The organism is Amycolatopsis sp. NPDC054798 (genome assembly GCF_053611505.1).
This window is the reverse complement of sequence record NZ_JBSHAM010000014.1, coordinates 103,082-118,636: the sequence shown is the minus strand read 5'-3', so window position 1 is coordinate 118,636 and position 15,555 is coordinate 103,082. Positions and strand designations below refer to the sequence as shown.

The 15,555-nt window shown below is 71.1% G+C and carries 10 protein-coding genes; 8 read left to right on the top strand and 2 right to left on the bottom strand.

Features of this window, described 5'->3' with window-relative positions:
• Nucleotides 1-85: 85 nt before the first annotated feature.
• Both ACWGIC_RS12210 and ACWGIC_RS12205 read right to left on the bottom strand, forming a co-directional pair.
• On the bottom strand, nt 86-877 hold the full coding sequence (locus tag ACWGIC_RS12210; RefSeq protein WP_452075943.1) for a hypothetical protein: 792 nt from the start codon (nt 875-877) through the stop codon (nt 86-88).
• On the bottom strand, nt 878-4,489 hold the full coding sequence (locus ACWGIC_RS12205) for an ALF repeat-containing protein (protein WP_452075942.1): 3,612 nt from the start codon (nt 4,487-4,489) through the stop codon (nt 878-880). It abuts the gene before it with no gap.
• 440 nt (nt 4,490-4,929) lie between these two features.
• Between ACWGIC_RS12205 and ACWGIC_RS12200 the strand changes: the two genes are divergently transcribed.
• From ACWGIC_RS12200 to ACWGIC_RS12165, 8 genes are all read left to right on the top strand, one after another.
• Nucleotides 4,930-6,084, top strand: coding sequence for an LGFP repeat-containing protein (locus tag ACWGIC_RS12200; RefSeq protein WP_452075941.1), 1,155 nt, complete (start codon nt 4,930-4,932; stop codon nt 6,082-6,084).
• Between the two features lie 198 nt (nt 6,085-6,282).
• Entirely contained in the window at nt 6,283-6,702 is a 420-nt protein-coding gene (locus ACWGIC_RS12195; protein WP_452075940.1) for a hypothetical protein, read from the top strand.
• A gap of 101 nt (nt 6,703-6,803) precedes the next feature.
• On the top strand, nt 6,804-7,628 hold the full coding sequence (locus ACWGIC_RS12190; protein WP_452075939.1) for a hypothetical protein: 825 nt from the start codon (nt 6,804-6,806) through the stop codon (nt 7,626-7,628).
• Between the two features lie 29 nt (nt 7,629-7,657).
• Nucleotides 7,658-10,723 (top strand): BTAD domain-containing putative transcriptional regulator, encoded by a 3,066-nt coding sequence (locus tag ACWGIC_RS12185; protein WP_452075938.1) that lies wholly within the window; start codon nt 7,658-7,660, stop codon nt 10,721-10,723.
• A 92-nt stretch (nt 10,724-10,815) separates the two neighbouring features.
• Nucleotides 10,816-12,030, top strand: coding sequence for a cytochrome P450 (locus ACWGIC_RS12180; protein WP_452075937.1), 1,215 nt, complete (start codon nt 10,816-10,818; stop codon nt 12,028-12,030).
• A gap of 28 nt (nt 12,031-12,058) precedes the next feature.
• Nucleotides 12,059-12,832: an alpha/beta fold hydrolase gene (locus tag ACWGIC_RS12175; RefSeq protein WP_452075936.1), complete on the top strand. Its 774-nt coding sequence runs from the start codon at nt 12,059-12,061 to the stop codon at nt 12,830-12,832.
• Between the two features lie 113 nt (nt 12,833-12,945).
• On the top strand, nt 12,946-14,436 hold the full coding sequence (locus ACWGIC_RS12170) for an FAD-dependent oxidoreductase (protein WP_452075935.1): 1,491 nt from the start codon (nt 12,946-12,948) through the stop codon (nt 14,434-14,436).
• A complete protein-coding gene (locus ACWGIC_RS12165; RefSeq protein WP_452075934.1) occupies nt 14,433-15,527 on the top strand; it encodes a hypothetical protein in 1,095 nt (364 codons plus the stop codon). Before ACWGIC_RS12170 ends, ACWGIC_RS12165 begins: the two co-directional genes overlap by 4 nt.
• Nucleotides 15,528-15,555: the final 28 nt, after the last annotated feature.

Below are 15,555 nucleotides of genomic sequence, written 5' to 3'. Positions count from 1 at the left end.
AGTTCTTCGATGAGCGCGTGCTGCCGCAGCTACTCCGCAGTGCGGCGGCGGCTCGGCTGGGCGCTCGTCGGATTCGGCCTCCGGCTCATCCGCCCTCGCTCGCCGCGTGTTCGGCGATGACGAGGTCGACCGCGCGGCGGACCCGAGATTCCTCGGGCAGCTCGCCGAAACAGCGCGCATCCGCTTCGCGCAGGACGTGCTCGAGCCGTTCCGCGGGCACCTGGCCGAGGTCGGCCAGCACGTCCGACAGCAATACCAGCATCTCCCGCACGACATCGGGGTATTCCGGCGTCTGGCCGGGGTAGACGATGTCCTGAAGGTCGGCCTGTTCCAGGCAATGCGACAAGATCGCGGCAGTCTGCGCGAATTGCCGGTTCAACACCGCCTTCACTGCCGCGTATTCTTCCGGCGTATTCAGCAACGCCCAGAAAGGGGCGCTGCGCGACCGGATGTCCTCCGGGAGCGCTCCGCCGTCGAAATCAGTCGCCGCCCAAACAAGGGCTTCCCAGTCGACAGCCTCCGCCGCCGCGCTGATCAGCTTCGCCGCCTCCTGCACAGAGCTGGGTTCGGGGGCGTGGCCGAGGCTGCGGGCCATGGCTTCGCCGACGATGTCGTGGAGCTGTCCGGCGGGCACGCGGCCGAGATTCCCGTTGGCCTCAGCGAGAAGAACGATCGTCTCGAGGACGACGTCGTTCTCGCCGCCGAGGTTTCCCGGGCCCGCGACGTCGCGGGCGAGCACCGTGTCGAAGCTGTCGGCGAGCAGGCTGGCCAAGCGGGGGAATCGGCGGTACAGCACGTCGCGCACGACACGGCGTTCGCCGTCGGAGCCGAACCGCCAGAACGCGGTCGGCGGAGGCTTCGTCTGTCCTGCGGTCACTTACCCTCGCTTGATCAGGATGGTTTTGAAGACGGCGTTTCCGTTCGGTTTGATCTGGTAGACAGCGTAGGTCTTGTCGTTCAGCGGGACCAGCAAGCGGTCGACGCGGGAAGTGTCGGTGATGGTCCCAGTGGGGAAGCCGTTGCCTTCGATCGACTTTCCGAGCCCCTGCACCGCTTCTCGTGCGGTTTTCTCGTCCGGGAATCCGCCCCGTCTCCATCGCTCGTCGTCGCCGAGATGCCGCACCTCGCTGTTGACCACTTTTCGCGGTTTCTCGCCGATCTTGGGCAGGGTGACGCGGGCGGCTCCTTCGCCGATCTTGCCTGCTTCGCGGATGATCTTGGCTCCGCGGCCGGCCGCCCCGGCAGCCATCATGGTGCAGGCTTTAGCGTCCATCAGGGCGCAGGCCTTGATGTCGGAGAGGAAATAGTCGTAGATGAAGCCCGCGAAGCCGCCGAGGGGACCGTCGGGGCGGCATTCGTCGGCGGTGCCGCCGAGGGCGTAGCAGACTTCGGCCTGCGGCCAGGGGCCGCGGGAAGCGAACTCGAGGGCTTCTTGCCAGGTGAAGCGGCGCGAGCCGGTGTAGCCGAGGCCGCGCAGGGCTTCGTAGCGTTCGTCGGACAGGTCGTGCCCGAGCGCGGGCTGGGCGAGGTCGTCCGCGGCGCTGCCGTCGGTGGTGTGTTCCTCGGGGTTGGCTCGGTTGAGCCGGACTTCGGCGGCGACCTTCGCGTAGTAGATGCGGTAAGCGGCGTCGGCGGCGTCCCGGGCTTCGGCGGCATCGTGGGCGGCATCGGCTGCCGAGATGGCGGCGCGCGAAGCGGAAAGAGCGGCCTGCTGCGCGGAAACACGTGCGGTGGCGGCGAAGCGGTAGGCACGCTGCGCCGCAGCAGTGGCGGTGGTCTGGGAATTGTTGGCTTGGTCGGCGGCCGCGCGGGCTTTCCGCGAGGACTCGGCGGCCTGGTTGGCGGAGTCGGAGGCGCGCTGGGCGGCGGCACGGGCTTGCGCGGTGAAGCCGGCGGCCTGGTCGGCGTAGACGCGGGCGCGCTGTGCTTGTTCCGCAGCCTTGTTGGCGGCGGCCAGTGCGGCGGGGACGGCGTTCCAAGCGTCGGCGGCGTCGCCCGCGGCGAGCGCGGCGGCTTCGCGGGCCAGAGTCAGGAAATGCTCGACACTCGCGATGTGCGCAGCGGTCACCTGGTCTTTCGCGAGGGCGAGGTGCTGGCCGCGGTCGAGGAAGTCCCGGACCCCGGTCGCGGGACCGGCGAGGGCTTCCTCTGCGGCGTCGCCGAGGTTCTGCAGTTTGTCGGTACGCGCCTGAGCCCCGATGCGGGCGACCGCGAGGACGTCGTCCCGCTGCTGCCGGTACGCCTGGGTGCGCGAGAGCAGGGCCCGCACGTCGGCCGCGTTCCCGGCGAGCGCCGCGGTCGCGGCGTCGACGAGGGCCTGCTGTCCCGCGGTGCGGGCGGTGTCCAGCACGGCCCGGGCGGCGTTCTGGTCGTCGGTGTCGCGGCCGGGATAGGTGGGATCGGCGAGGAAGCTCCGGATCTGCTCGATCGTCCCGGCCGCCGCGCTCGCCGCTGCCGCCCTGAGCTTGTCGGGGTCGCCGGCGTCGGGAACGACGGTGCCGGGGTCGGCGAGCATCGCGATCCGGTCCCGGTCGTCGGCCTCGGCGGCTGCGCCGAGACCGGCGTAGGCGACCAGTTCGGCCTCGGCGTCGGTGCCGCCGAGCGCGGTTTCGGCGACCGTCCGGGTCCAGGGGCCGGTGGCGGGGTTCTCGGCCAGCCGCAGCGCGGCCTGCCTAGTCAGGCCTGCCCGTGCCGCCTGGGTGGCGTGCGGGTCGCGGGCCGCGGCGAGCAGTTTCTGCGTCTCGGAGTCCCAGCGGCCGGTTTCGGGCCCGGCGGCGGGGTTGTCGCTGGCGGGGTCGTCGGGATGCTCGGCGTTCGGCTGGTCGGCCGCCGCGCGGGCGAGAGCGAGTTTCTGGTCGTGTTCGCCGGTCAGCAGGGCGGCTTCCGCTTGCCGTGCCTTGTCTGCGATGGCCTGGGCTTTGTCCGCGGCGTCGCGGGCGTTGTCAGCGGCGGCGGTGGCTGCCTTCGCGGCGGTGACGGTGGCCTGCGCGGCCGCGGCGGCGTCGCTGGCGTGGGCCGCCGCTGCTTCGGCCTGACTCGCCGACGATTCGGCGAAGTCGGCGGCGTTGTCGGCGTTGTAGGCAGCCATGCGGGCGGCGTTGTCGGCCTGCGAGGCCAGGTTGGTCGCGGTGTTGGCTGCCGCGCGGGCGTGCACAGCCTCGGCCTGCGCGCGGGCCGCGGCTCGCGCCGCCTGCCGGTAGTGCGCGTTGGCGGCCCCGGCCCAGCGGGCAGCATTCGCCGACGCCGCTGCGGCAGCGGCGGCCTTTTCCCCGGCTCCGGCGGCGGCGGACGCGGCGAGGCCCGCCTGGATCGCCGCGTCCCCTGCGGCGCGCCCAGCCTCGGCGGAGGTACGGGCTCCGGCAGCGGCGTCGCGCGCGGCGTTCGCGGCGGCGCGGGCATCGGCAGCCTTGCGCGCGTCTCCCGCCGCAGCCGCTGCGGCGCGCGCGGCTTTCCCTGCCGCGCGAGACGCGACCGCAGCCGCGGCGGCGGCGCGCGAGGCCGCCGACACCGCCGTGCGCGCGGCGGCTGCGGCAGCCTTGGACGAGGCCACGGCCTGCTGGGTCGCCTGCGCGGCCCGGCCGGCCAAATCAGCGGCGCGGGCCGCTTGCTCGCTGGCCTGCCCCGCCTGCTGCTCCGCGTTCCCGGAGGTCCACCCGGCCTGGTCGGCGGCCCAAGCGGCTGCGTCGGCGAGCTTGACCGCGCGGGCGGAGGAATCCTTCGCCACCGCGGTCTGCTCAGCTGCCTGCTGCCGAGCCCACTGCGCCTGCTCGGCCAAGGTCTTCACCGAGAGCAGTTCGTTGTCCCGGGCGACCGCGAGCGCGTACCCGAAGTCCAGGAACTCCCGCTCCTCCTCCGGCGTCCCGTCCAACGCGACCTGGATCGCCTGGTAGACCGCGGATCCCCGCGGCGCGGCATCCAGCAACCGGGCTACCCGCATGTCCACGTCGATGTTCTCGGCGATAGGCCGTTCCCTGTCCAGGAATCCCCGCAGCGCCTCGACGCTGCCCTGGGACAGAGCCGTGTCGGCGCGGCGGCGCACCTCGGTGCCCTCCGCCGCCCCCGCGCGGACCTGCTCCACCTGGACGCGCAGGTCACGCTGATACCCGCCCCGCCACCCGGAGTCCAGGAACGTCCTCAGGTCCTGCGCCGAACCCGCCAGGGCTCTCCCGGCGTCCTCGCGCACCGCGGGGCCGCCCCCAGCGGCGATCTGCTCGACCTGCGCCCGCGCGTCCTGAAGGTCCGCAGCGGCCTGCCCCGTGTCCAGGAACGTCTTCAGCTGCGCGTCCGTGCCGGTCAGCGCCGCACCCGCCGCGACGCGCACCGCCGGGCCGCCGTCCCGCCACACCGCGAGCACCTTCTCCCGATCCGACACGACCGGCGCGGTGACCGGAGCGGGATCCGCGGACGCCGCAGGCGCGCCCGTCAGGCCCGCCGTCACCGCCAGCGCCAGCGCTGCCGCCACCACCCGCGCCGCCGCGCCCCCGCGCACGGCACGACCCGTCCCTGAAGTCCGCACTTGCCCATCCCCCTCGGAAACACGGAAACACGCGCACAGATTTCGCGCATGAGAAATTCACGCCGCGCTGAGATACGTCGAGCACGCCGTGGCAAAGAGATTTCCGGCCCCCGGTTCCGGACGGGACGAATAGTAAGCATCGAGACAAGTGGATCACGCAGGTTTGTGACGTGCGTCATACTCGACAGCCAGGACATGGTACGGGACAACAACTTTTCCACTGTTGGCAATTACCCGATCTTCCGGATGGCCGAGAAAATTGTTTTCCGGCGAAAATAACGAAAGACCTCTTCCCGCTTGAGCCGGTTTCGGAGCGTTTAGGATGTCGTACCGGCGTTGCCGCGATCTCGCGGCACGGAGCCCGCGATTTCGGGCACGCCGGTTCACGATGCTGGTTCTACGAGGGGGAATTGATGGTGCGCGTGTTTCGGACCGGCGTGATCGCCGCGTGCGTCCTGGCCGGGCTGAGCTTGCCGGGCGTGGCGGCGGCCGCGGACCCGGTGCCGCTGGAGCCGGTGAGCTGCGCCGGGCGGACCGACGTGGTGCGGGTGAAGTCGTCGTCGGGCGACGGGCGGCCGGTGTGCTTCGAGATCCCGGACGACTTCGGGGAATACGCGGTGGACGTGCCCGGCGCCTACCTGCTGTCCGGCGACGCCGCCCACCCGATCACCGTCACGCTCATCGACGACGCCGGAAAGGCGGGCGCGGTCGACATCGACCTGGGCGGCTGGACCTCCGTCGGGGCGGGCAAAGAGGGCACCGCCGCGTCCGCGCTGCGGCTCATCAGCGCCGCGACGGCGAAAGGCTACGCCGCGGTCACCGCCGAACGGCAGCGGCTGGCGACCGACGAAGCGGCCGAATTCTTCCTCGGCAGCCCCTACGGCCACGTGCAGCGCGCCAACCCGGCGGCCGCCGAAGCCCCCGAACGCCTCGGCTGGATCCAGCAGTACGAGGCCGGCGCGATCTACTACACCGCGACCGGCGGCGCCCACGCGATCTACGGCCCGCTCTACGCGCGCTACCTGAAAACCGGCGGACCCGCCGGTCCGCTGGGCTACCCGGCCACCAGCCAGGCTCTCGGCGGCGAGATCATGCACGCCGACTTCACCGGCAACCCCGCCGGCGGCGGGGCCATCTACTGGACGCCCGAAGCCGGTCCCGGCGACGATGCGCGCGCTCTCTACGGGCCCGTCTGGGAAAAGTGGGTCGCACTCGGCCGCGAAGCCTGGTTCTCCCACCCCCTCACCGGGCTCGCCCCGACCCCCAATCCGCAAGGTCCCAACGGAGCCGGGTCCTACGTGCATTTCGGCCAGCCCACCGACGCCGGCTTCAAGGACCCGAACGGCCCCGCCAACGCCTCGGTCTACTACAGCGAGCAAACCGGCCAGGCCCACGCTGTCCAGGGCTCGATCCGGCAAACCTGGCGCCAGAACGGCTGGGAACAAGGCCGTTTCGGCTTCCCCACCACTGACGAGCAAACCACCAGCACCGGCTGGACCCAGCGCTTCCAGCACGGCGCCATCACCTGGAACCGCGGAGCCAGTGCGCCGATCCTCACCTTTTTCTGAGCTGTCCCGCTCGGTTCTTCCTGGCAGCTGTGCATGCGGTTTTCGCCGCGACGCAAGGAGATTCTAGATCCAGTGCCGACCGGCAGCGGCTTGCTTCTCGACGCCGCTCCCGGTCGGCACTGAGCACAACGGCGAGGTACGAGGCACCACGCGGCCTGGCGGGGAGGGGTCCCGGCGCCACAGGGGTTCCCTGTGGCGATGAACGAACCCAGAGCTGACAAGTGGGCCCGGCGCCGTACCGCTCGCCGTGCCGGTCCCCCGCCTCGAATTCCGCTCCCGGGCACAGTGCTCGCGAAGCCCGCGAACCTGAAACGAGCTTTCGTCCTCTGGATGATCGTCGGCGTGCCCACAGTGCCGGTCATCATCGGCATCGTCATCGTGCTGGCGGCGTTCTCGTTGCGTGCCGGGTACCGGGGCGCGCGGATCCTGCTCACCGTGTTGGGAGCGCCGGGGCTCATTTCACCAGTCACCGTGCCGATGACGATGATCGCCAATCCGGCCTACGCAGCGTACTTGCTGATTCCGCTGGGCTTCGCCGCGATGGTGATCGCGGCGGTCGTCCTCATGTGGCGGCCGGAGGTGACCGCCTACTTCGACGCCACCCGCACCCGATGCTGACACGCCCCCTCTCCCCCGCGTCTGAGCCGTGACAGCCGCGTGTCCGCCCAGCAGGCGAATGTGGTCACAACGAACCGCAAACCCAGCCAGGGAGACCGAAAATGTCCACGTTCACCACCCCGAACCCCATCACCGCCGCGCTGACCACGGCCGGCGCCCGCGTCCGGATCACCGCGGGCGAGCGCGCCGAGACCGTTGTGCGGGTGCAGCCCGTCGACGCGGCGAACTCCACCGACGTGAAGGTCGCCGAGAAGACCAAGGTCGACTTCGCCGGCGGCGTGCTGGCGGTCAAGACGACCAAGTCCGGCCGGCAGACCGGCTCTGTCGACATCGCGATCGAACTGCCCGCCGGGTCCAAACTGGTCCTGAACACCGCGTGGACCGACGTGCAGGCGGACGGCGTCCTCGGCGACTGCGAGGTCAACATCGGCTCGGGCCAGGTCCAGCTCGACCAGGTCGCCGCCCTGCGCGGCAACCTCGGCGCGGGCGGGCTCGCGGTCGGGCAGGTCGCCGGCGAAGCGGTCGTCGAGGGCAGCACGGCGGGCCTGCGGATCGGCGAGGCCGGCGGCGAGGTCCGGTACCAGGGCACGAGCGGCAAGGTCTGGATCGGGCACGCCCGCTCCGACGTCGACCTCGGCGGTTCGAACGGCAGCTTCGAGATCGGCACGGCGGACGCGAGCGTCGTCGCCAAGGCCGCCAACTGCCCGATCCGGATCGGCCGGGTCACGCGCGGCCAGGTGGAGCTGTCGAACGCGGCCGGCGGAATCGAGGTCGGCGTCAGCGCGGGCACCTCCGCCGCCGTGGACGCGAAGAGCACGAAGGGCCTGGTGCGCAGCACTCTCGGCACGCCGGACAGCTCGGGCGTCACGCTCAAGGTGCACGCCCGCACGCGGCTCGACGACATCGTTCTCTATTCGGCTGCCTGACCTTCCTTGCGGATGGCAGGATCGGGCGGGTGCAGATCAAGATCCTGGGTCCCTTCGAGGTCCGCGACGGCGGCGTGGCCGATGTTCCGGGCGCGCGGCTGCGCGGGTTGCTCGTCGCCCTCGCGCTCCGGCCGGGCCAAGTGGTCCCGAAGGCGACGCTGATCGACTGGATCTGGGGCGAGCACCCGCCCGCCGAGGCGGCGAATGCCCTGCAACGCCTGGTTTCCCGGCTGCGCAAGGCACTGCCGGGCGCCGTGGTCGAGGGGATGACCGACGGCTACCGGCTGGCGATCGACCCGGACGCGGTCGACGCCGTGCGCTTCGAGCGGCTTGTCGCCCAGGCCCGGGAGGACCACGGTCCCGGGCGGCTGCGCGAAGCGCTGGAGTTGTGGCGCGGTCCGGCGATGCAGGACGTCGGCTTGCCGGACAGCGAGGCGTTCGAGGCGGCGGCTACCCGGCTGGAAGCCCTGCGGCTGGCGGCCACGGAAGACCGGTTCGAAGCAGAGATCGATCTCGGACGCGGCGCGGACCTCGTCCCGGAACTGACCGACTTGGTGGCCGCGCACCCGGTGCGGGAGAAGCTGGTCGGCGCGTTGATGCGCGCGCTGGCCGCCGCGGGCCGCAACACCGAGGCGTTGCAAGCGTTCCAGCGCGTCAGGGAAACGCTGGCCGACGAGCTGGGTGCCGACCCCTCGCCCGAACTGTCCGCCTTGCACGTCGCGTTGCTGCGGGGCGAAGTGGGACGGCGCGAGGAAAGCCGCAAGACCAACCTGCGCGCGGAGTTCACCAGCTACGTCGGGAAAGAGGCCGACGTCGCCGCGGTCCGCGACCTCGTGTCGGGCCACCGGCTCACCACCCTGATCGGACCCGGCGGATCGGGAAAGACGAGGCTGGCCACGGAAACCGCCCGCACGATGGTGGCTGACTTCCGCCACGGCGCGTGGCTGGTGGAGCTGGCCGCGATCGGCAGCGGCGACGACGTCGCGCAGGCCACCCTGTCCGGGCTCGGCCTGCGCGACGCGCTGCTCGGCGAACCTTCCTCCGCGGATCCGGCGGACCGGCTGATCTCGGCGATCCGCGACCGGGAAGCGTTGCTGGTGCTGGACAACTGCGAACACGTCATCGAGTCCGCCGCCGCCCTCGCGCACCGGTTGCTCGGCGAATGCCGCGGGCTGCGGATTCTCGCGACGAGCCGGGAACCGCTGGGCATCACCGGGGAAGCGTTGTGGCCGGTCGAACCGCTCGCGCGGGCCGAGGCCGTCCGGCTGCTGCGGGACCGGGCTACGACGCGACGCGACGATCTCGCCGACGACCGGACGCTGGCCCGCATCTGCACCGCACTGGACGGGATGCCGCTGGCGATCGAACTGGCCGCGGTCCGGCTCCGCACGATGTCCGCCGAGCAGCTCGCGGACCGCCTCGACGACCGGTTCCGGCTGTTGACCGGCGGCAGCCGCACCGCTTTGCCCCGGCACCGGACGTTGCGCGCGATGGTCGACTGGAGCTGGGAACTGCTCAGCGACGGCGAACGGCTCGTGCTGCGGAGGCTGTCGGTGTTCGCCGGCGGCGCGAGCCTGAAAGCGGCGGAACGGGTCTGCGCGGGAGATCTGGTCGACGAGTACGAGGTGCTCGACCTGCTCACCGCGCTCAGCGACAAGTCGTTGCTCGTCGCGTTCGGCGAAGGCGAGCCGCGGTACCGGATGCTCGGCACGATCAAGGAATACAGCGCCGCACGGCTCGCCGAAGCCGGCGAAACCGACCTTGCCCGCCAGGCTCATCTCGCGTACTTCACCGAACTGGCCGAGACCGCGGAACCCCACCTGCGCCGCGGCGAGCAGCTGGAATGGCTCGCCGTTCTGAAGGCAGAGCACGACAATCTCGTCTCCGCGATGCGCGGCGCGCTCGCGACCGGCGACGCGCACGCCGCGATGCGGCTCGCCGCCGCCTGCGGCTGGTACTGGTGGCTCGTGGGCCGCAAGGCCGAGGGCATGGAGCTGATCACCGCCGCGATCGCGACTCCCGGCGAGGTCCCCGACGAGATCCGGGCAGTGGTGTACGCCCTGACCTCGATGTTCATCACCTCCGGACCCGGCGATGTGCCGGAAGCCGCGGAGTGGATCCACAAGGCCTACGAATTCGGCAAGGACGGCCGGCACTACCATGCGGCGCTGCGGCTGGTGGTGCCGCTGGAGCGGATGCTGCGCGACCCGGACGCGACCCTGACCGCTTGGGAGTCGCTGCTGGCCGACGACGACCCGTGGGTCCGCGCGCTGTCCCGGCTGCACATCGGCAAGATGCGGATGATGCTCGGCCAGGACTGCGAATCGTGGTTTGACGAAGCGCTGGTCGAGTTCCGGGTGCTCGGCGAACGGTTCGGCATCGCGTTCGCGCAGACCGAACTCGCCGATCGCCTGGCCGTGCGCGGCGAGTTCGCCGAGGCCAACGAGCACTTCGGCCAGGCGGTCGCCGTCGTCGCCGAACTGGATGCGCTCGACGACGTCGTCCAGATGCGCATGCGGCAGGTGCGGCTGCACTGGCTCTCCGGCGACAAGGACGCCAGCGCCGCCGCCGTGGCCGAGGCGAAAAGCCTCGCGGAAGGCGTCACGTGGCCGGGAACGCTGGCTTCGCTCGCGCTGGTCCGGGCGGAGCTGGCCCGGTGGAACGGCAACGCGGAGGCCGCCTTCGACCAGTTCGGCCACGCGATGAGCCTGCTGGGCGAAGAAGCGAGGCAACCGCATCTGCGCGCCGCGGACCACGACCTGCGCGCCTGGTTCGCCGCCGATCTCGACGAGGCACGCGAACACCGTGCCGCGGCTTGCCGTGCGGCGGCGGAAACCGGGCACGCGCCCGTGCTCGCGCAGGCGATCGTCGGGGTCGCGGACCTGGCGCTGCGGCGCGCGCAGTACGACCACGCCGCGCGCCTGCTGGCGGCGAGCGCGCGCGTGCTCGGCCAGAAAGACCTGTCAAACCCGGACGTGCCGCGGATCGAGCAAGAGGCGCGCAGCCACCTCGGCGACGAAGCGTTCGACCGGGCCACGCGGGAGGGCGCGGCGAGCGACTGGACCGAGCTGACAGCAGCGCCGCTCGCGTCCTGACGCGGCTCCCGGCTCGTGTCAGGGCCGTGACTGCCCGGTGTCTGACCTCTCGGCGATCGTGGTGACATCAAGCCACCACGAGAGGATTTCCGATGAGCCAGCAGGGTTCCCCGCTCCACGGCCTGCCGATGGACCGCGACGCCGGCCCGTTCGACCCGCCCGCCGCGATCACCGCGGCGCGCGGGACCCGCCCGGCCAGCCCGATGCTCTTCCCGGACGGCCACGAGGGCTGGCTCGTCTCCGGGTACGACGCCGTCCGGAAGGTCATGTCCGACGCGCGGTTCAGCAGCCGGCAGGACCTCGGCGTCGTCCACGTGCCGTACGAGACGCCGGGAATGCCGGTCGCCACCGAACCGTCGCCGCAGATCCCCGGCCTGTTCATCAGCATGGACGCGCCCGACCACACCCGGTTGCGGCGCAAGCTCACCGGCGCGTTCACCGTCAAGCGGATGAAGCAGCTCGAAGACGGCATCATCGCGATCACCGAACAGCAGCTGGACGCGGTCGCGCGGCTCGCGCCGCCGGTCGATCTGGTGCGGGAGTTCGCGCTTCCGGTGCCGTCGCTGGTGATCTGCGAGCTGCTCGGCGTCCCGTACGCCGACCGCGAGACCTTCCAGTCGAACTCGTCGAAGTTCATGGAACGGGACGTGAACCTCGAAGACAAGATGGCCGCGTTCGGCGCGATGATGGGCTACCTCGGCCAGCTGTGCGCGGACAAGCGCGCCGAGCCGGGCGAGGACATCCTCTCCGACCTCGCCCGCGACGAGGACATCAGCGTCGAAGAGCTGACCGGCATGGCGTTCCTGCTGTTGCTGGCCGGACACGAGACCACCGCGAACATGCTGTCGCTGGGCGTTTTCGCGCTGCTCGAGAACCCCGCGCAGCTGGCCGAACTGCGCGCCGACCCGACGCTGTTCCCGAACGCGGTGGAAGAGCTGATGCGCTACCTGTCGGTCGCTGACATCTTTTACCGCTACGCCACCGAAGACGTCGAACTCGGCGGCGAAACGATCCCGGCCGGTTCGACCGTCGTCGTCTCGCTGCTCGCCGCCAACCGCGACCCGCACCGTTTCGAGAACCCCGACACCCTCGACCTGCACCGCAAGGTCCGCGGCCAGGTGGCCTTCGGCCACGGCATCCACCAGTGCCTGGGACAGCAGCTGGCCCGCATCGAGATGCGCGCCGGGTTCGAGGGGCTGCTGCGCCGTTTCCCCGACCTGCGGCTCGCGGTCCCGGCCGCAGATGTGCCGCTCCGCACCACCATGAACATCTACGGCGTCCACGAACTCCCGGTCACCTGGTCCTGACCCCTGCTGTCCTTTTAGGAGCGAAACCATGAACGCATGGACTGGCATGCTGCCCGTCGACGACACCGAACTGTACGTCCGCGACACCGGCGGCCCCGGCCGTCCCGTCGTCTACCTCAACGGCGCCTACGCCGACCAGAACCACTGGAAGCACGTCATCGCCGACCTCGGCCCCGGCTACCGGCACATCAGCTACGACGAACGCGCCCGCGGCAAGTCCCGGCGCTCCGGGGACTACACGTTCGAAGGGGCCCTGCGGGACCTGGACGCCGTCCTCCGCGCGAGAGGCGTCGAGCAGCCGCTGCTGGCCGGCTGGTCCTACGGCGGCATCCTCGCCTGGCACTGGACCGACCGGCACCCGGACCGCGTCGCGGGCTCGGTGATCGTCGACGCCTTCCCGGTCGGCCTGACCGGCGAGGCCGGGCACGAGCGCATCCGCAAGACGTTCCGCCGCTACCGGTTGCTGCTGCCGATCGCCGCCCGGTTCGGCCTCGGCGCGCGGATGAGCGCCGACGAGCACGCCGACATCAACATCGAACTCAACGAGATCGCCGCCGCCAGCGTGCCGGTGCTGGAGCGGGCGACCCGGCCGGTGAAGTTCGTCCTGGCGTCCGGCGACAGTCTCGGCAGCGAGGCGGGGGAAATGGAGGAGGGCCGCAAGGTGCTCGACCGGATCCTGGCCGCCAATCCGAACGTCACGCTGAGCGCGAAGGTCGCGAGCAACCACAGCAAGATCCTGAGCAAGGACTCCCCCGCCGTCGCGCGGGCCATCCGGGAGCTGGAGCGGGTGCGCGAGCGCTGACGGGGCGGAACCCACGCGAACGGCTCCTTGACACCCCACGGCCGTCATTCATACATTCAAACATCCAGTGTATGAATGACACAGTGCGGGAATGACACAGGGAGTTGATCCCCATGCGGCTCGGCAAAACCGCCGTCGTCCTGGGCGGGAGCGTCGCCGGTCTGTGCACGGCGGCGGCGCTCGCCCCGCATTTCGACCAGGTAGTGGTGCTCGAACGCGACGAGCTGCCGGCGGGGGCCGGGCACCGGCGCGGCGTGCCGCAGAGCAAGCATCCGCACTTCCTGCTGAACTCGGGCCGCCGCGCGATCGGGGCGCTCCTGCCCGGGTTCGAGGACGACCTCGTCGCCGCGGGCGGGCTGCACCTGATGCCGTCGATGGACGCGGCCTACCTCGACGGGGAGGGGTGGTCGGCTCGCAAGCGCAGCACGATGACGATGATCTACAGCTCGCGGATCCTCATCGAACGCGTGCTGCGCGACAAGGTCCGGCAGCTGGCGAACGTCGTCATCCGCGAAGGCGCGAAGGTGCACGGCCTGACCACGCGCGGCGGCGGCACCCGCGACGGGGCGGTGACCGGGGTCCGCTTCTCCGCCGCCGGCGGCGACGAGCACCTGGACGCCGACCTCGTGGCGGACGCGATGGGCCGCGGCTCTTCAGCCGGCAGCTGGCTGGCGGCCGCGGGCTGGCCCGAACCCGAGATCCGGACCCTCGACGCCAAGGTCACCTACACCTCGCGCTGGTACGACCTGCCCGCCCCCGCCGAGCGGCCCCCGTCCTGGTGGTGGCAGCACCTGGTGATCATGCCGACCCCGGACAAGCGCGCCCATCCCGCCGAGCACGAGTTCCTGGTCAACTTCTTCCCGGTGGAGGGAAACCGCGTCATCGCCTGCATGGGTTCCTGGGGCCTCGAAATGCCGCGCGACACCGAGGCGTTCACCGCGTCCGCCCGCCGGGTGCGCACGCCGTTGTTCGCCGAGGCGATGGACCGCTGCTCCCCTGTCTCGGAAGTCCATCTGACCCGGTCGACCGGCAACAAATGGCGGCGCTACGACCTCCTGCGCACGCCGCCGAAAGGCCTGGTGTTCATCGGCGACTCGATCTGCGCGTTCAATCCGTTCTACGCTCAGGGCATCAGCTCCGCTTCGAGTTCGGCGTTGCTCCTGCGCGAGCAGCTTTCCCGCACCACTCGACTCGACGCCAAGTTCTTCGCGCGATTCCTTGCGCAGCAACGCAAACTCCTCGGCGTTCCGTGGCGGCTCGCAATGGCGAGGGACCAGGGTTACGCCTGCGCGACCGGCACCGAGCAGTTGCCCGAGTGGAAACGCCGCTTCCTCTCCGCGGTGTCCGCCCCGGCGTTCAGCCTCATCGTCGGCGCGGCCCGCGAATACCCGGTCGTCGACGAGCATTTCGCCAAGGTGTTCAATCTCGACGAATCGCTGGGAGACATGCTGGCGAATCCGCGGGTCCTCGCGGGGCTCGTGCGCTATCGCCTGCGCGTGGCGCTGGGCCGCCGACGCGTCCCGGCCGGGTTCGATCCGCAGGCCGAACCGCCTGCCACGGACTACTCGCCGGACAGCACCGCGACCCTCGCCGCCGCACGATGAGCGCCGCGTGCGGGCCGGACGCCGAGGCGGTCACCCGCGGCCTCGGTTTCGACTGCCACGACGTCTCCCCCGTGGTCTCGCTGCGCGCCCCGTGGGATCTCGCGCACTGGACGATGCCGCTGCTCGAACTGCTGGTCGTCGCCGGTGCGGTTTTCGCGCTCGTGCACGCCGTCCGCCGCCACCGCGCGGGCGATCCGGCCAATCTGGCGCTGTGGTTCGCTTCGCTGGTCTATCTCTTCGTGACCGAGCCGCCGCTGTATTTCCCGGAATGGTTCGGGCTCGACAAACTGTACGGATTCATCTTCGCGCACAACCAGTTCACCGTGCAGTTCATGGCGGACCGGCTGCCGCTCTACATCGTGGCGTTCTACCCGATGATCAGCCAGCTCGCCTACGAACTCGTGCGGTCGCTCGGGATCTTCCGCCGCCGCGGCCCGTTCGCCGGGGCGGTGGCCGTCGCCTTCGCCTGCCAGGTGTTCTACGAGGTCTTCGACCAGCTGGGCCCGCAGCTGAAATGGTGGGCCTGGAACCCGGGCAACCGCGTCGTCAACCATCCGGCGCTGGCGTCGGTGCCGATGACCAGCATGCTGCTGTTCGCCTCGGTTTCGATGGGAGCCATGACCTACCTGGTCGTCCGCCTGGCCGGCACGTCGCCTCGCCCGGCACGGTCGCTGGCGCCGCGCGTCCTGGCGGCTGGAGTCCTCACCCCGCCGGCCATGGCGATCGCCGGAATCCCGTCGAGCCTCTTCGGCGGCGACCGTCCCGACCCGGCCGCGCAAGCCTGGATCCTCGGCGCCGAACTGGTGCTGATCTGGCTGGCCGGCGCCTGGATCGTCTTCTCGCGAGCGCCGGATCGCGAACCCCTGTCTGCCTTCGCCCGGTTCTATCCCGCCGCCTACCTGGCCGGGATGGCGGTGTTCTGGATCAGCGCCCTGCCGTCCTACTTCTCCGCGCACCACGGCGTCACCAGCGACGGCACGCCCACCGGAAGCGGCCTCTACGCGCTCGCCTGCTTCCTGGGCGCCGGTTTGCTGCTGGCCGCGCTGTACCGGCGGAACCCGGTCCGGCGAACGGAGCCTGCCGCTGCCTGACTCGTTCCCTTCGGGGAGGATGAGGCGC